A 17,382-nucleotide genomic window follows, 5' to 3' on the forward strand; every position below is an offset into this window, starting at 1 on the left:
TGAGTATCATTTCCTCCTAAGCGACCACTTAACGCCAACCGATTATTTTTTAAGTCTTTTATCCACTCATCTATGTTGTTAACTACCAATATTAACTCATAAACGGGTAGCTTTAGTAGACACTGGTAGCAGCTTGGTCATCGGTAGGTTAAAAATCCAAATTAGGGTAAACTAGGATAAAATTAATTTTATTAGATGTCATATGCCAATATTCTCATCCTTAAAACATAGTATTTTTCTGCGCATCTATGCCGGCTTATTATTGGTTTGTCTTTTTGTTGCCTTATTTGCCCAGCTGTTGGTGGACACCATCAATAAAGAGCGTATTCAAACCTATAGAGAAAACGTGGCCACAGGCGCTTTGTATTTGGTCAGCTCGGGTCTAAAGCAGCAAGCTTCTGAGACCCAGCGCGAATATTGGCTTAATGATATCAGTCAATTATTTGGTAATAATTTTAGTATTCAGCCAGAGTCAAGTATCGACTTTAAGGCTAGTGAGCTTAAGCGTTTAGAGCAACAAAAAACAGTGGTACGTTATGTCGCTCAGCCGGCCTATGCCGACATCTTTCATCCTATCGAGGGTGAAGATAATGTGATTACTGTGCGTATTAGCAAAGTCACTGAGCAACAAGTGCGTGCCATGGCAGTGCTGCTTTTAAATGATTTGTCCTACTTTCCTGACCTTGAAAGCAAGCGTCAGCGTCTTAGTGAAATTTCAGAAAAATTCGCGTTTCCACTTAGCATTGAAAATGTCGATAAGCTTGAACTAGATGATGATCAACTGCGCCGGCTAGACCGTGATGAAGTGGTCATGCTGTTTCGTGACAGTACCCGCTCTGATGACTCCTCTATTAAGATTATAGCGCCCTCTGAGCTTGAGAATATGGCGTTGGTTATTGGGCCGGTTAGTCTGTTTAAGTGGTTCCCCTTTAATCTGATTATCAGTGTGGTGCTTATTAGCATGTTCCTTATTAGTTTGGGAGTTTATGCACTGATTTTCCCACTTGAGCGCAAATTGCAACTGATTCAGTCCGGTGTTAATGAAGTCGGCGATGGTAATTTAGATACCCGTGTGCAGGTGGTGGGTCAAGATGAGATTGCCCGATTGGCGGCCACCTTCAACGCCATGACTGAGCACATCAAGCGCCTTATTGAGTCACAGCGGGAGCTAACCCGAGCGGTGTCACATGAGCTGCGCACCCCTGTGGCACGTATTCGCTTTGCGGTAGATATGTTGGCAGATACTGAAGATCAAGAATCTCGAGAGATGCAGCGCGACTATATCGATGAAGATATTGAATCGTTAAATGGTCTTATTGATGAGATTTTAACTTACGCTAAGTTAGAAGAAGGCTCGCCTAAGCTAGACCTTGAGCCGGTGAGCCTAAAAGAGCTGGTCGATCAGATTGTGCGTGAGACCAATGCGTTAGGTAAGCCCATTGAGATAGTGGGTATAGCACCGACAGCCAAGGTGACTGCGGTGGCAGACAGACGCTACCTACACCGTGTTGTGCAGAACTTGGCGGGTAATGCCTTGCGTTATGCTGAGTCGAAGATTGTTATTAGTGCCGGCGTACGTAAAGGCGAGGCTTTTGTGTCGGTAGAAGATGATGGCCACGGTATTCCTGAAGAAGATCGCGATAAGGTGTTCGTGCCTTTTGCGCGCTTAGATGACAGTCGCACGCGCGCTTCAGGGGGCTATGGCCTCGGGCTATCTATCGTGTCACGTATTGCGTTTTGGTTTAATGGCACCATGTCTGTGGATGAAAGTCCGAAATTGGGCGGCGCTCGCTTTACCATGAATTGGCCGATTAAGCCGTTAACCCAGACCATTTCAGCCGATCAATTAACGCAAGAAAAAGGCGCTCGTAAACTGATAGACAGCGACAGCTAATCCATTAGCTGTCCTATTGTCTGGTCTTACTCATACTGGTCTTGCTGATGCGGGCCTTATTCATGATAGGCTTCTACGTCATCCTCATCGTTAGGCTCCCAGTCCGTAGGCTGGGTCTGAGATAGCAGTGGGATACGCACACATACTTGCAATCCGCCTTCAGGATGATTGATGGCTTCTACCGTGCCATGATGCAGCCCTGTAATGCGCTGTACGATGGCAAGACCCAGTCCGCTACCTTGAGTCGTCCGAGCCGATTCTCCACGCTCAAAGGGCTGCATAATGCGCTCTAATTGATCATTTGCTACCCCAGGGCCGCAGTCGCGCACACAAATGATTAATTGCTCCTTAGCCTTGCGTACCATACCTGGCGTAGACACTGAGGTTTCGTCATCTGGATCCACCTGTTGCGAATTAAAGGTTGGGGTAATGGTAGCGGTCAAATAAATGGGCGGCTTACCATAGCGCTGAGCGTTTACGATTAAATTAATAATAAGACGCTTGATAGACATGGGTCTGACCGCCACCTCGCGCAGTCCATCGGATTGATAGATGAATTCAAGGGGCGCAAATTGCACCATCACCTCTTTAAAAATACTGTCCAAATTGGTCAAGCTGACCGCCTCATCGGAGCCATCTTTCATAAAGGAGATGAACTGCTCTAAAATGGCATCCATGTCTTCGATATCGTAAATCAGCCCTTCTCGAAAAAACTCATCGGGCAGCATCTCAGCGGTAAGCCGCATTCGAGTCAGGGGCGTGCGCAAGTCATGTGAAATACCGGCAAGCATAATGGTGCGCTCTTTTTGAGCCTGATTTAGTGTCGTAAATAGGCGGTTAAAGGCCATGTTTACGCGGCGAATCTCAGTGGTGCCTGTCTTGGTGGGTAGGGTGGTGGCGCTGCCCAAACTGATATAGTTGGTCGCCGCTTGTTGTAGCTTACGCAGCGGACGGTTTAATTGACGTACCAATAATAAAATGGTCACCAATGCCAATAGCGGAATGCCCAATAAGAAGAAAATCAGCGAACTTGGGCTATACTGTGCATAAAATATAACAGGTTCACGTATCCAAAACTCCGGTGATGCTGTATCCTGAACCCAGAGCTGCGGCGTGGGTTTAAACTTAAAATAAACCACACTGTCACGGCCTAGCTGCTGGCTGATTTCTTGCTGAATAACATCGGTAAAAAACTCAACCACAGCTTTATCTGAAACATCAGGAAACTGACTGGGATCTTCAACCACCGCAATATGATTGTGGGCGAAAATCCAGCGGCTAACCTCCTCATTGTCTGCCCAATCCTGACGCGTTGCATTGACGAGCTTCAACTCAGTGGTTAGGTAACGAGCATGGTTTTTTAGCTCGGGCAAATACAAACTGCGCCAAAAAAACCAGATTGAAACCGCCACACTGACGGTCACTACCAGCATCACAGCAAGGGTGGTCTGCCAAGTGTTGGAATAAGGCTTCAGTCTAAAACGTGAGCGTATGGAACGAGAGGCTGAGTGGGTCATTGGGATATCGCTTAGTAGTTTATTGTTGGTTACAGTTTTAATTAAGGTAAAGGTTTCCAAGTCATTAGTATTCTGATATAATTATGCCCTTTTTGGTATACCTACGGAAGAGAGAACTCAAATGGTTGTTATTCGTTTAGCACGGGGCGGTGCCAAAAAACGCCCATTCTATCAAGTTGTTGTAGCTGATCAACGTCGTTCACGCGATGGCCGTTACATCGAAAACTTAGGTTTTTACAACCCACTAGCGAAAGGTCAAGAAGTTGAACTTCGTCTAGACATGGACGCTTACAATGCTTGGATCGAAAAAGGCGCACAGCCTTCAGATCGCGTTAAAGCATTGGCTAAAGGTTATAAGCCAACAACTGAAGAAGCAACTGCTTAAGACATCATTTGCCTTGCAATGGGAGTGTATCTCATTGCAACCAAGTTTTGAGTAATTGTTTTTTATTAATTGTGGCTGAGCAAGTCTTATGACCAAACCAAACGCTGACAGTCTTATGAAAATAGGACAACTAAAAAAACCATACGGCATTAAAGGCTGGTTATGGGTTTTTAGTGAAACTGAGGAACGAGAAGCTATTTTTAGTTATTCGCCTTGGTGGATGAAAACGGCTACAGGCTTTAAACCCCTGACCGTGACTCAGTGGCGCCGACAAGGCACAGGTATTGTGGCTCAATTTGAGCAAGTCCCTGATCGCAATGTCGCCGAAACGATGAACGGGGTTAGTATTTGGATTGATAAAGACAGCTTACCTAGCACTGAAGAGGACGAGTACTACTGGTCTGATTTGGTGGGCTTAAGTGTCATTAATAAGCAAGATGAGTGCCTAGGCACGGTCAAAGAGCTGTTCGAAACTGGTGCACACCCGATTATGAAGGTAGTGCCGAGTCAAGACAGTATCGATGATGAGCCGCGCATGATTCCTTGGCACAAACAAACTGTCGATGTGGTTGATTTGGCTGCCGGACGGATGGTTGTAGATTGGGAACGTGATTTTTAAGCCCATAATTTAGATTAAGGCTTAACAATGACTCCTAGTTATTCAACGATTGTCTGTATTTTGACGCATTAATAAGATGGAGGTGACCTAATGTATTTCGCTGTCATCACCATTTTACCTGAGATGTTTACCGCGATAAGTGAGTATGGCATCACCGGTAGAGCGGTTCAAAATAAGCAAGTGGTTATCGACTGCATAAATCCTCGCGATTTTACGACAGACAATTATCGCCGTATCGATGAGCGCCCTTTTGGTGGTGGTCCGGGTATGGTGATGATGGCAGAACCTTTGGCAAAAGCCATAGCGTATGCCAAGTCGCAAGCAAGCTTACACGGCTGTATCACAGATTCAGAGCACTGTCCGGTTGTCTATCTGTCTCCGCAAGGGGATAAATTAGATGAAGCTGCAGTGGTTTCTATGCGTCATTATGAGGCTATGATTCTGTTGTGTGGTCGCTATGAAGGCATTGATGAGCGACTGTTAGCGCGTTATGTTGATATGGAGATCTCTATTGGAGATTTTGTATTGACCGGTGGTGAGCTACCTGCGATGGTATTGATGGACAGTGTCATACGCCGATTGCCCGATGTTATGGGTGATGCAAAGTCGGCTGAGCAAGACTCCTTTGTTGAAGGGTTGCTAGATTGTCCGCACTATACCAAGCCTCATGACTTTGAGGGGCTACAAGTGCCAGAGGTGTTATTATCTGGACACCATGCCAATATCGCAACGTGGCGGTTTATGCAGCAAGTTGAGCGCACCAAACAAAGGCGTCCTGACTTGTGGCAATCCTTTACCCCAAACGCCGAGCAAGCCCGCTTGCTCAAAAAAGTTAACAAAACGATGAAGTAGAGAGCCGATAGAACTTTCAATATGCTTTGTCTAAGTGCTAACTTTACTATTTTTTATTATCCCAGATTCTAAACTAGCTGGCTAAACCCGATGATAAACCAACTTAATATCATGGCCTAAGCCGTTAGGGTTATTGGTTCAATATCAATAACAATCGAAAACCGATTTCTTATTCCTGTTTCCCCAGTCCGCTCGTATTGAGCTTAAGGGGTGATTATTATAAACGGGTGGTATGCGTGTTAGCCTATGCCATCCCATGTGAGGAGCAATCTCATGAGTAATGTACATCCATTAGTACAAGCAGTTGAAAATTCACAACTACTTGAGCGTCCTAACTTCTCTGCTGGTGATACAGTTGTTGTTCAAGTAAAAGTTCGTGAAGGTGACCGTGAGCGTCTTCAGGCTTTTGAAGGTGTGGTAATCGCTAAGCGTAACCGTGGTCTTAACTCTGCATTTACCGTTCGTAAAATCTCAAGCGGTATCGGTGTTGAGCGTGCTTTCCAATTACATTCACCAATCATTCATAGCATTGAAGTGAAGCGTCGTGGTGCTGTACGTCGTGCGAAACTTTACTACTTACGTGAGCGTTCTGGTAAATCTGCACGTATCCGTGAGAAATTATCTGCACGCGTTCAGACTAAAACTAGCGCGAACGTTCCAGAAGCAGTAGAAACTGCACCAGGCATCTAAGCTGATCCTACTTTAGGTTAAAGCATTAATTAGTTGTATACCAAAAAGAGCTAATGGCCCTTAACAGCCATTAGGAAAAAGCCCCAGTCTTAATTGATTAGGGCTTTTTCATTTGACTAGACAATTTTTATTCTATAAATCAGTGATTTAGCGATAAATAGCACTCGTATTATTTGTGCAGTTAGAATACAATAAGCTTACACATGTACTGTATGAATTTATACATCTATTCTTTTTAACATCCTAAGCGTACGGAAGATATTTTTTTATTAGTATAAGGAGATACTATGAGTAATGACTCATTGCCTAATTCAGGACACGACTCTATCACTGACGAGGGTCCTGTTTTAACCGGTACTTATGAGCAGCTGCACAAGCCCAGTTCAAGTTTCGCCAGTCGCGATGACTACCTTAATCACGAATTACAAATCATGCAGCCTAAGCGCTGGAAACCCAACTTGCCGTTTCGTGATTATCGCTTTGAATTCGAAGATACCATTCCTGCTTTAGCAGCCACCATTGGTAAAGTGGTTATGGTGGGCGCCATTGCCGCGACTTTCGCCGGTGCTCTTAATTTGGGTGATGCCTTTATTCTAGAAAACGTGCGCTATGAGTTACTTATTGTCTCGTTTTTCGTGGTGCTATTCTCCGGATTTATTCTTCCTACCGCCAACTTGGCCGGTACCCATGGCCCCTTAATTCCGCTTATTCCTATTGTGGTATTGGCAGGCGGTCACCCGATGGCTTTTGGTCTGCTAATTGGTCTGTTTGGTATCTTACTCGCCATTAGTAAAGGGGGGAGTCTGCTGGCCAACTTGACCAGTAAAGGGGTGTGTGGCGGTCTGCTATTATACTTGGGCTTTATTGGTACCACCTCTCAGGTGACCAAGCTGCTTAACTGGTCCAAAGACATCAATATGCCGCACATTGCCTTTGTGGTAATTTTGAGCACCATTGTGTTGTATGCGGTACTGGAAAACTACAATAAGCGCTGGCTTGCGGTTCCTTTAAGCTGCTTATTGGGCGGCGGTGTTGCTTTCTTACTGGGTGCGCCTTTTGCATTTGAGACTGCGCCAGGTATGCCGCATATGAGTCCGATGTACTGGTGGGGTGAAAACACAGGATGGATGTTGGGTCTGCCCAATTTAGAGAGCTTTATGGTGGTACTGCCATTCGCAGTACTGGCAGTAGCCATGTGGTCACCTGACTTCTTGGGCCATCAGGTGTTCCAAAAGATCAGCTATCCCAAGCGCACGGAGCGTGTGGTGATGAACATTGATGACACCATGACCAGTGCTTCTATCCGTCAGGTGGTGGGCTCGGTGTTAGGCGGCGCAAACTTTACCTCATCTTGGGGAACTTATATTGTGCCTGCAGCAATTGCGAAGCGTCCTATTCCAGCAGGCGCTATTTTGACCGCTGTTTTTTGTGTGATCGCAGCGATTTGGGGCTATCCTATGGATTTGGCCATCTGGGAGCCTGTGATGTGTGTGGCGCTGATTGTGGGCGTATTCATTCCGCTACTTGAGGCGGGCATGGAGATGACACGTGAGGGCAAAACCACTCAATCTGCAGCCATCGTAGTATTCGCCTCTGCCTTGGTAAACCCAGCCTTTGGTTGGTCTTTAACTATGCTACTAGACAACTTAGGGCTTATTGGCTCAAAAGAGCGCAGCGCAGGCCTAAGCAAAATGAGCCGCTGGATTATTCCCGCCTTTATGTTCGTGCTATTGACAGTGGTTATGGCCATGGTAGGTATGTTGCCAGGTATCCCTGCATTGATGCCAAGCTTTAGACACTAAGGCCTCACCATAAGTCTAAGCCTCACGTATAGCAAAAAGGTTATAAAAAGCTGGCGTTATGCCAGCTTTTTTTTGTGCTTGTAATAATGCCCCAAAAGCCCCATAAATAAAGGTATCTTTAATAATTTTTGGTTTAATACGTTATGGTGACTCCGTCGTTAACGGCTCAAGCCGATGACAAGCAAGCCCGTCTAAAGCATCTGATAAAAAGACTGCCTAATTTACCAGGGGTGTATAAGATGCTGGGTAAAAACGGCGATATTTTGTATGTCGGTAAAGCCAAATCGCTTAAAAGCCGCGTCAATAGCTATTTTGCCAAAACCATTGACCACCCTAAGACCCGTGCGCTGGTGTCTCGTATTCATGACATCGAGACCATCATTACCCGCAGTGAGACTGAAGCGTTATTGCTTGAGCAAAACCTAATTAAAGAGCATCGTCCGCCTTATAACGTGCTGCTGCGCGATGACAAATCCTATCTGTATGTGTTTATCTCCGCTGACCAGCCTTATCCGCGTCTGGCTTATGGCCGCGGTAAGGCCAAGCATCAAAAGGGCAAGTTTTTTGGACCCTTCCCCTCAGCACACGCTGCCAAAGAAACCTTGGTGCTGATGCAAAAGATGTTTCAGATGCGCCAATGTACCAATACCTTTTTTCGTCAGCGCAAACGCCCCTGCCTTGAGTATCAGATTAAGCGGTGCCGCGCCCCATGCGTCGGCTTGGTGTCTGCTGAAGAGTACGCAGCCGATGTACAAAACACCATCCGCTTTTTAAAGGGGGACTCAAGCGACATTCACACCACCTTGATTGAGAAGATGGAACACTCTGCTGAAGCGCTAGACTTCGAAAAAGCAGCCTTTTATCGTGATCAACTCTCCATGCTGCGTGAAGTACAATCACGCCAAGCGGTATATACGGTGCAAGGGGAGGCCGATGTTATCTCCATTGCCAGTCAAGCGGGCATGACCTGCGTTAATGTGTTAACCGTGCGTGGCGGGCGGGTATTGGGCGGCAAAAACTACTTCCCCGATGTCGATAGCAATGAGCCGATCAATGACAACTTATCCGCCTTTATCACCTCATTTTATTTCCAAGTTACCGATGACTTGCCAGCAGAGATTATCATTAGCCACGAGCTGCCGGATCAGATGGCACTGCAAGAGGCGCTAAGCACCCACTTTGAGGCTAAGACGGTCATCAAAACCAATGTGCGCGAGCACCGTGCAGAGTGGCTGGATTTGGCCAAACTAAATGCGCACAATGCGTTAAAGACCAAGCTTGGCGATTATCTGGAGCTGCATGCCAGATTTGCCGCGTTAAAAGAGGTGCTCGAGCCGGTCAGCCAAAGCAGCATAGACACCATAGAGTGCTTTGATATCTCGCATACCATGGGTGAGGCGACCATTGCCAGCTGTGTGGTATTCGATCAAGGCGGCGCCCGTAAACGTGATTATCGACAATACGCCATTCATGGGGTGCAAGATGGCGATGACTATGCTGCTATGGCGCAGGCGATTACCCGTCGTTATAAGAAGCATCCTTTGCCAGATGTACTGCTCATCGATGGGGGTAAGGGTCAGCTGTCTATGGCCAAAAATGTGCTTACTGAGCTTGGCCTTTTAAATGACACCTTGCTGATTGGGGTAGCCAAAGGCGAGGGACGTAAAGCGGGTCTTGAGGTGCTGCACTTTATTGAGCATGAGCCGCTCGACTTACCGATGGACTCTAAGGCGCTGCATTTAATTATGAATATTCGTGATGAGGCGCACCGCTTTGCCATCACGGCGCATCGCAAAAAACGCGATAAACGCCGCTCATCATCGGTACTTGAAGCCATTCCAGGTCTGGGAGAGAAGCGCCGCCGTGATTTACTCAACCACTTTGGCGGGCTGCAACAGCTACTGGGCGCATCGCAGCAAGAGCTTGAAGGGGTAAACGGTATTGGTAAAGTGATGGCCAATACCATTTATAAAGTATTGCATGAGTAGACTGAGCAGCAAGAAATAACAAAGCGGTAGGCTTGAGGCCTACCGCTTTGTTGTTTGTGCTGTGATTAAGACTTACTTGCTGCTTAAACGGTGCATGATTTGATCACGCAGCCAAGCTTTTAAATTCTCTGACATATCGGCCAACTGCTCACTTAAGTAGTCATCGATATGCGCCTCAAGACCTTTGATAAACTCCTCATCGAGCTCGCCTTTGAGCGCCGCAAATTCAAAAGCGGGCGGGGTGCTGGTATCGGGGGCAGTGACGTGCTTGCTCGTTTCACCCTTATCGGTTGCTGCCGTGTCAGCTGCAACCGGGCTTGCTACCTCCGCCGCTTGCTGATACGCCTCGGTTTCAATCTCGCTCTGGTCTAGATTGCTCTGATCTAGCTTGGTCTGGTTTAAGCCTTCTTGATCCAAGTCAGAGAGGGTATCGAGGGTATCAGCTGTGCTGTCAGCAGCTAGGCTAGACTCTGAGACGGTGTCTAATAAGCGGCTTTCGGCTAAGTTATCTGCCGAATGGTCTTGCTCAATCTGTGCTTCGGCAGCCTGCTCAGCCTGTTGCTGACTTAAAGCATGCTGCTTAGCTGCCTGTGCTTCAAACGCTAAGCGCTCAGCTTCAAGCTTTTCATATTCTAGTCTCTCGGCTTCTAGGCGCTCAGCTTCTAACTGCTCTGCCTGCAGGCGAGCCGCCGCACGCTCAGCTTCGACCTCGGCATAAATGGCTTCAATATGCTCATGCAAATCCGGCACAGTAAACTCAAAGCTGTCTAAGTCGGTCTCAGCCTCTAACAGACGGACGATATCATCAAACTCTTGAAATAAGGCCTCTTTCACAGGCTGAGGCGCATTGCTCCAGCGGTGTGAAAATTGATGCGAGAACGCGACTTGTGACATGCTAACAGGTCTCCTGTTGGATTAGACAATAAGGGTAAATCAAGCCATTAAGCAGCAGGCGTGTAAAGCTACTCTACCAGCGCCCGAAGATTAATGTACCATTGGTACCGCCAAAGCCAAAGCTATTGGACATGGTGTAATTAAGATCTGTGACAGAGCGGGCTTTGTGCGCCACATAGTCCAGACGGCACTGCTCATCGACATTATCAAGGTTAATGGTGGGCGGCACTTCTTGCTCTAATAGAGCCTTAACACTAAATACCGCTTCAATAGCCCCGGCAGCGCCCAGTAGATGTCCGGTCATAGACTTAGTGGAGCTGACCAAGATGCTGTCTTTACAGGCTTCAAAGACGGTCTCGATGGCTTGGGACTCAGCGATATCACCGGCTGGGGTACTGGTACCGTGCGCATTGATATAGCCAATGTCACAGGGCTTAATACCCGCATCATTGATGGCCATAACCATAGAGCGGGCAGCACCGTTACCATCGGTCGGCGGCGCAGTGATATGATGCGCATCATCGCTCATACCGAAGCCCACAAGCTCTGCTAAGATTTTAGCGCCGCGTGCTTTGGCATGGGCCAAGCTTTCTAACACCAGTACCCCTGAGCCATCACCCAATACGAAGCCATCACGGTCCTTATCAAATGGACGGCTGGCACGAGTTGGCTCATCATTGCGGGTAGACAAAGCGCCCATTGCAGCAAAACCTGCCATACCCAGCGGGCTTGAGCCTTTTTCGCTACCGCCAGCGAGCATCACATCACAGTCGCCATAAGCGATAAGACGGGCGGCCAGACCAATGGCGTGTGAGGCTGAGGTACATGCAGTGGCAGTGGCTAAGTTTGGGCCACGTAAGTTGTGCTTAATGGCCACCATACCTGAGGCCATATTGATAATGGTGCCTGGCAAGCAAAACGGAGACACACGGCGCACGCCTTGATTGGCCAGCGCATCGCGGTTGTCCTCGATAATCTGGATACCACCGATACCTGAGCCAATGATGGCACCGAAGCGATCAGGGTCTACGTTTTGCACTGGAGCAGGCTCAGCAGACAGGGTATCGATAAAACCGGCTTGTTTTAAGGCCATACCCGCTGCCGCTACGCCGTAGTGGACGAAGCTGTCATAACGGCGTGCTTCTTTTACGGCCATATATTGGTTGACATCGAAGCCTTCAATAGTACCGGCAAATTGTGAGCGATAAGTAGACGCATCAAAATGGGTAATGGGCTTAATACCACTTTCACCCGCAATGAGGCGCTGCCAAGTGCTGTCCACATCCAGGGCAAGAGGCGTGATGGCGCCCATGCCTGTGATGACCACACGTTGATGGTCGCTGCGCTCATAATGGGGGGCTTTGGTTGTTGGATTATTATTATTTATAGGTAGACTCATGATGGTATCGCCTTATCCTTAGCTTTGGCTTTGTTGTTTATTTATTGCCTAGTTTTTGTTTAATGTTGGTGTTTATTCACCATACACCTTTAATTTGGCCGCAAAGGCACAGTTTTTGATACGGGCAGATTGTACGACCGCATCGCTTTCGCCATAAAGACGAGAGAGCTTGGCATCACGGGCAGCATTGTTATTGCTTTTGCCCAGGCCGATATTTATGTTGGGTGAAATGCCCCAGCGTCCTGCCGATACACCGACGCCCACACCTGTGGTCGTGATGCCCGAAGCGCTGGATTTTTCATTATTAATATAAGAGTTGATTCGATTGTATTCTTGAGACAAGCTTGCACAGTCATAGTTTTGATAGGTGCTGGGCGGAATGTACTGCGGGGTGACATTGCCAGTGCTGGCACAGCCGGTTAATACCAAGGTGCCGAGCAGAGCACTTGAGGCCAGTAGCGCATTAAGAGTAAGTTTTGGCATAAGGGTTCCTAGATTTGCTGTTGGGTTCGTCGCGGGGTAACCATTGTGTTAACGGCTAACTTGTTAACGGCTAAAAAAAGTTACCCGGTTTTACGAAAGCTAAGGTAACAATACCGATATAAGCCACTAAGGCAATGAAGATGCCCGCCTTACTTTGTGCAACTGTCGCTGTGGCTCTAAAGGCCTTAATACTAGCACTTATTGCCGCAAGGAGTAATATAATTTTGGCCGCCACCCACTGTAAGGGCGCCCCAGTAGACAGAAGTGGCATCACCGTGATTGCGCCTGAAATAATCAATAACGTGTAGACAATGTGAGTGGCAATTTTGCCTTTTTTATCGAAACGCTCACCTTTGGCCAACACCAAATAACTTTGCCACAAAAATAATGCAATGGTTATAAAGGCCATCAACATGTGCATGTGTTTCATAAGTTCCTCAAGCCGACGGGTATGGGACGGTATAGATAATTAGATTTAAGCCAAAATAAAGACGCTAACCTTTGTTTTGTCCTGCACACAAGGGGCTAGCAGGTACAGATTGCTGCTCTTGTAATAAGCTATCCCACTCTTCAGGGGTATACGCATGAATCGCTAGGGCATGAATGCTGCCACCTTGAGAGGTCATTAACTCACCGGCCTGTGCATAGATGAGCTGGTGACGTGCCACGGCTCTTTTTGACACAAACTCAGGGCTGACTATGGTGAGTTTAAAGTGGCTTTCTTTGCCTTCAAAATAGCCGGCATGATTCATAGACTCGTTAACCAGATCGACATGCGTAGGGCTAAGTGCGTTAAGACGTTCAATAAGCTGCTTATGAACTTGCAAAGTATATCTCCTAAACGATACGGCCTATAACTGTGGTCATTAATTTAAATGTGCACAGTTTTAATATGCCTATATTAGCAGTTAATGGGTCTTATACTCCAGTGTACAAGTGCAAACAAATTGCTACGAGTTTATCACTGAGGCGTTATTTGGACAAAAAAACAGCCAATGCAAGGCAGTTGGCTGTGGTTATAATAAGCGTAGCAGGGTAGGTTAAGCGCTTACTTTTTGTAGTAAGGCATTACTTGGGGGATAAGCGCTTGCAAGGTAGCAATACGGCTAGAGCTTGAAGGGTGAGTGCTTAAGAATTGTGGTGGCTCGCCTTGGCTGGCTGCCTGCATTTTTTTCCATAGGCTGATGGCCGCATTTGGATCATAGCCAGCTTTGGCCATCAGCACCAGACCGATCTGATCCGCTTCTGACTCTTGGGTGCGGCTGTGCGGACGGGCAATACCTAGATCACCGGCAATATTGGCCAGCTCAGCTTGACCTTGTGATAGACCAAAGATGCTGGCGGCAAGGCCAATGCCGGTCTGGGTAGCATATTGACTCGACATACGCTCACGGGCATGTTCACGTAAGGCGTGTGCCATTTCGTGGCCCATAATGGCGGCAATCTCAGCATCAGTCAGCTTTAGCTTATCGATAATGCCTGAGTAAAACATGATTTTACCACCGGGTAACACAAAAGCATTCAACTCAGGTGAGTTAATGGTATGCACTTCCCACTGCCAGTTTTTGGCATCACCGCGGTAAGCTTCTGCTTGTGGAATGAGCTTACGTGCAATGCTGTTTAGGCGGGCAAGCTGGGCGGCATTGGTATCGAGTACTTTTTGTTTGCTTGCTTCTTGCAGCAGCTGATTGTAACTTTGCGCTGACATTTGTAGTACTTGATCGCTTGAGACCAATAACAGCTGCTGACGGTCACTGCCGATAAGGCCTGAATTGGTGGTTGAGCTACAGCCGGTTAATGCCATAACCGATAAAGAGGCGGCAAGGGTGCTGCGAATTAAAAAGTTTTTCATTATTATCCTCTCAATAAGGAAAGTACTGCGCAAGCCATTAATAGCCAAGGCGCAATGAGTATCCAAGTCATCAATATTGTCGCTATAGTAACGAAATTTTATGTCTGGTAAGGTAATAAAACAGCGGTTTATTGTAAATGTAGAGTTACGGTTTGACAGAATTTTTCGCCTTTCAACCGAAAAAATGCGATAAACCAAAAAAAAGTGTTGACACTGTACAAAATTAATCTATAATAGCCCACCTATCAAGACGCAGCAATGACTATGGTCTAAGCGACTGATTAAGCGGGAATAGCTCAGCTGGTAGAGCACGACCTTGCCAAGGTCGGGGTCGCGAGTTCGAATCTCGTTTCCCGCTCCAATTTGCTTTAATACGATTACCTATTTAGTAATACGTTATTTTAGCCTTAAGCACACGTTTCAAACGGCCGGTATTGACAGATTCTATTTTTAATCTATAATACCTGTCTTAGCTAGTCAGCACGATCTTACCAAATGCGGGAATAGCTCAGCTGGTAGAGCACGACCTTGCCAAGGTCGGGGTCGCGAGTTCGAATCTCGTTTCCCGCTCCAAATTCGCTCTTAGAGCAAAAAAAGCCCCACATATTCACTATGTGGGGCTTTTTTTATGCCCAATTTTTGAGCCTGTCTGATCCCATCTACTACTCACACCCAGTCTATTCGATATTTTTTAATTACGTATCTCTTTCTATCTTACTCTCTTTCTATCTCACTTTATCTACCCAGCCACATACCTAACCGTCCATACCTCTAACCACCCACATACCTACTCATCCATACATCTACTCATCCATACAACAACGCTGCCTGACGGGGTGTGTTTATAGCAGTTTTGCGAAATACACACGATGTGCAATACAACCTTACTATTTCGTTCACAAATTAGAAATATTTATGCTTGGTGTTTTTCTATAAAAATTAACTCTGCACACGACAAAAAAACAAAAAAGTCTGTTAAAGCAAAGGCATAATAGTAATTTTTAAGACGAATCAGACCATGCCAAACTTTAACAGACTTAGTGAAACTTTAACCCAAAACCTGAGTATGAACAAGGCAAGAATCACATGTTTGAGCCTAATGATAATAGCCCTGATTACTGCTCAAAGCAGTAATCTTAAAAAAAATAGCAAGACACCTTCCTAAGGGTGGCAAGACCGACAGTCACTATCGCAGACTACAGCGATTTTTTGCCGAAGCGAGGATAGACTACGATCAACTGGCTTTAATGATATATCGACTATTTGGGCTAGGCAAACTCACCTTAACCATTGACCGCACCAACTGGAAATGGGGTAAAAGTAACCTCAACATCTTTATGCTAGGGGTGGTATATAAAGGGATAGCCATCCCCTTATACTGGCAAATGCTAGATAAGCGAGGTAATACAAACCATCTTGAACGCTGTGAACTTATTGAGCGGTTTATCAAACAATTTGGCAAAGATAACCTTGAGATGATAGTAGCAGACAGAGAGTTTGTTGGCGAAAAATGGTTTAACTGGCTCACCAATAATCACATACCCTTTGCCATACGGATTAAGAAGAACAGTAAAGTTAAGAATCATCATGGCAAGTTGGTACAGATTAAAGAGTTATTACGCCATGTTAGCCACCAAGAAACATATCGACATGGGCGAATACTGACTGTCGATGGTTGTTTGGTTCGAGTATTTGCCAAGCGTGATAAAGACTATGGTTTAGTGATTGTCGCAACCAATCAACTAGAAACAGTGGATGCGATGACAAGCTATGCTAAGCGTTGGGAAATTGAGACTTTATTTGCTTGTCTAAAGGGCCGTGGCTTTAATCTTGAAGATACCCACTTAACCCATCTTGATCGGGTCAGTAAATTAGTCGCAGTGAACGCCTTAGCATTTTGTTGGGCTTATCATGTCGGTATTTATAAAGACAAAGATAAGCCGTTAAAGCGCAAGTTAAAGTCAAACGCTCGACCTCAAGCCAGTTTGTTTGCGCTTGGCCTGGATGTGTTGATTGAGGGCCTTCACTTGGTGTTCTTTAACAATGATAAGACTGTATTTCGACAGTTAGTTAGCTTTTTAACCCCTAAACCTATGAAAATCGGGTGGGGATGATTTTTTTGTCGTGTGCAGAGAAAAATTAAGCAACTTTTCACAAAAATGGCAAAATTTGGTGGCTATTTACTATTACCTTAATTATAATAAGGATATTATCAAATTGTATATATATTTTATAACTATATGCGGTCAGGGCACAAAAAATAAGTGATTATCAGACAAGCCAAATAGATTGGATAACTGTCACAGCGTCATCGAGTTTTATCACAGGCTGTCAGCGTCGCTTTAATCTATCTAAACTTATATTAATCATAAGTTTAGTTTAAAATTAAAGATTACATAAAGTAACATTTATAGTTTTTAAACTTTATGTGGTTACAGCGCATTCGCAAGGACTGCGCTTAGCGCGTCTTAAAGCCTTCTGCTCCAATACCGCGCCTCATTTATTGGCTAAGCAATGTTATCTCCAACGGCAATTGCTATCTGCCGTCACAGTAAGCCTTCTCGCGCTTATGAATTATTAACACTGACGGGTCGTCATCTTTGACCTTATCGGTTAGCCGCTATCAGACAGCCATTAGCCAATCAGCAGTCATTATCGACAAGAAACATTATCGAAAATAAAGAAACAAAAAGGGGAGTTGTATGCAATCAAAAGAGCAACCCATCAAGCGTGAGTGGCTTACCGCGCTACTTATGTCTTTTATCGCCTTGCCATTTTTGGCCATATTATTTGTCTGTGCGTATGGCTTTATTGTGTGGTTTGGCCAGATGTTTTTTTGGGGACCACCCACGTAAATGCAGCCAGTTTATTAAGATAAATGGGCTATCAATGAGCGCGTATCGGCTTTGGCCAATGCGCATTACTGATTATTAAAAGGCATCAAGCACCTAATCAGCGAGCGAGCTATTTACGGATAGTAATTGATGCAAACAATGGCAAGGAATCA

At 45.9% G+C, this 17,382-nt stretch carries 16 protein-coding genes and 2 tRNA genes; 11 read left to right on the forward strand and 7 right to left on the reverse strand.

The window, feature by feature from the left end:
- The first annotated feature begins 202 nt into the window (after positions 1 to 202).
- A complete protein-coding gene (locus JMX92_RS05365; protein ID WP_155586728.1) occupies positions 203 to 1,894 on the forward strand; it encodes an ATP-binding protein in 1,692 nt (563 codons plus the stop codon).
- A gap of 56 nt (positions 1,895 to 1,950) precedes the next feature.
- Here JMX92_RS05365 and JMX92_RS05370 read toward each other — a convergent pair whose 3' ends face one another.
- Positions 1,951 to 3,411, reverse strand: a complete 1,461-nt coding sequence (locus JMX92_RS05370; protein ID WP_155586727.1) for an ATP-binding protein — start codon at positions 3,409 to 3,411, stop codon at positions 1,951 to 1,953.
- Between the two features lie 121 nt (positions 3,412 to 3,532).
- Between JMX92_RS05370 and rpsP the strand changes: the two genes are divergently transcribed.
- The 6 genes from rpsP (at position 3,533) to uvrC (ending at position 9,747) form a co-directional block, all read left to right on the forward strand.
- The gene (rpsP, locus tag JMX92_RS05375; protein ID WP_011959493.1) at positions 3,533 to 3,796 is read left to right on the forward strand and encodes a 30S ribosomal protein S16; all 264 of its coding nucleotides are present in this window, start codon (positions 3,533 to 3,535) and stop codon (positions 3,794 to 3,796) included.
- Between the two features lie 88 nt (positions 3,797 to 3,884).
- On the forward strand, positions 3,885 to 4,415 hold the full coding sequence (rimM, locus tag JMX92_RS05380) for a ribosome maturation factor RimM (protein ID WP_011959494.1): 531 nt from the start codon (positions 3,885 to 3,887) through the stop codon (positions 4,413 to 4,415).
- Positions 4,416 to 4,505: 90 nt separating this feature from the next.
- Positions 4,506 to 5,267: a tRNA (guanosine(37)-N1)-methyltransferase TrmD gene (gene trmD, locus JMX92_RS05385; protein ID WP_011959495.1), complete on the forward strand. Its 762-nt coding sequence runs from the start codon at positions 4,506 to 4,508 to the stop codon at positions 5,265 to 5,267.
- 273 nt (positions 5,268 to 5,540) lie between these two features.
- On the forward strand, positions 5,541 to 5,957 hold the full coding sequence (gene rplS / locus JMX92_RS05390; RefSeq protein ID WP_011959496.1) for a 50S ribosomal protein L19: 417 nt from the start codon (positions 5,541 to 5,543) through the stop codon (positions 5,955 to 5,957).
- A 287-nt stretch (positions 5,958 to 6,244) separates the two neighbouring features.
- The gene (locus tag JMX92_RS05395) at positions 6,245 to 7,759 is read left to right on the forward strand and encodes a DUF3360 family protein (RefSeq protein WP_011959497.1); all 1,515 of its coding nucleotides are present in this window, start codon (positions 6,245 to 6,247) and stop codon (positions 7,757 to 7,759) included.
- A gap of 143 nt (positions 7,760 to 7,902) precedes the next feature.
- Positions 7,903 to 9,747, forward strand: a complete 1,845-nt coding sequence (gene uvrC, locus JMX92_RS05400) for an excinuclease ABC subunit UvrC (RefSeq protein WP_110815958.1) — start codon at positions 7,903 to 7,905, stop codon at positions 9,745 to 9,747.
- Positions 9,748 to 9,819: 72 nt separating this feature from the next.
- On the opposite strand, the gene JMX92_RS05405 is transcribed toward uvrC, so the two are convergent.
- The 6 genes from JMX92_RS05405 to JMX92_RS05430 all read right to left on the reverse strand — a co-directional run bounded on the left by JMX92_RS05405 (position 9,820) and on the right by JMX92_RS05430 (position 14,375).
- The gene (locus tag JMX92_RS05405; protein ID WP_201544365.1) at positions 9,820 to 10,641 is read right to left on the reverse strand and encodes a hypothetical protein; all 822 of its coding nucleotides are present in this window, start codon (positions 10,639 to 10,641) and stop codon (positions 9,820 to 9,822) included.
- 73 nt (positions 10,642 to 10,714) lie between these two features.
- Positions 10,715 to 12,040, reverse strand: coding sequence for a beta-ketoacyl-ACP synthase II (gene fabF / locus JMX92_RS05410; RefSeq protein ID WP_201544367.1), 1,326 nt, complete (start codon positions 12,038 to 12,040; stop codon positions 10,715 to 10,717).
- 72 nt (positions 12,041 to 12,112) lie between these two features.
- On the reverse strand, positions 12,113 to 12,523 hold the full coding sequence (locus JMX92_RS05415; RefSeq protein WP_110815960.1) for a hypothetical protein: 411 nt from the start codon (positions 12,521 to 12,523) through the stop codon (positions 12,113 to 12,115).
- A gap of 70 nt (positions 12,524 to 12,593) precedes the next feature.
- Positions 12,594 to 12,953: a SirB2 family protein gene (locus JMX92_RS05420; protein WP_011959503.1), complete on the reverse strand. Its 360-nt coding sequence runs from the start codon at positions 12,951 to 12,953 to the stop codon at positions 12,594 to 12,596.
- A 64-nt stretch (positions 12,954 to 13,017) separates the two neighbouring features.
- Positions 13,018 to 13,350 carry a BolA family protein gene (locus tag JMX92_RS05425; RefSeq protein WP_201544369.1) on the reverse strand — a complete coding sequence of 111 codons (333 nt, stop codon included), beginning with the start codon at positions 13,348 to 13,350 and terminating at the stop codon, positions 13,018 to 13,020.
- Positions 13,351 to 13,571: 221 nt separating this feature from the next.
- Positions 13,572 to 14,375, reverse strand: coding sequence for a M48 family metallopeptidase (locus tag JMX92_RS05430; protein ID WP_011959505.1), 804 nt, complete (start codon positions 14,373 to 14,375; stop codon positions 13,572 to 13,574).
- A gap of 285 nt (positions 14,376 to 14,660) precedes the next feature.
- Here JMX92_RS05430 and JMX92_RS05435 point away from each other — a divergent pair.
- From JMX92_RS05435 to JMX92_RS05450, 4 genes are all read left to right on the forward strand, one after another.
- A tRNA-Gly gene (locus JMX92_RS05435) sits at positions 14,661 to 14,736 on the forward strand.
- Positions 14,737 to 14,872: 136 nt separating this feature from the next.
- A tRNA-Gly gene (locus tag JMX92_RS05440) sits at positions 14,873 to 14,948 on the forward strand.
- 572 nt (positions 14,949 to 15,520) lie between these two features.
- Positions 15,521 to 16,489, forward strand: a complete 969-nt coding sequence (locus JMX92_RS05445) for an IS4 family transposase (RefSeq protein ID WP_227523112.1) — start codon at positions 15,521 to 15,523, stop codon at positions 16,487 to 16,489.
- Positions 16,490 to 17,077: 588 nt separating this feature from the next.
- Positions 17,078 to 17,230: a periplasmic nitrate reductase, NapE protein gene (locus tag JMX92_RS05450; protein WP_083757354.1), complete on the forward strand. Its 153-nt coding sequence runs from the start codon at positions 17,078 to 17,080 to the stop codon at positions 17,228 to 17,230.
- Positions 17,231 to 17,382: the final 152 nt, after the last annotated feature.

The organism is Psychrobacter sp. H7-1, assembly GCF_904846585.1.
Classification (GTDB): domain Bacteria; phylum Pseudomonadota; class Gammaproteobacteria; order Pseudomonadales; family Moraxellaceae; genus Psychrobacter; species Psychrobacter raelei.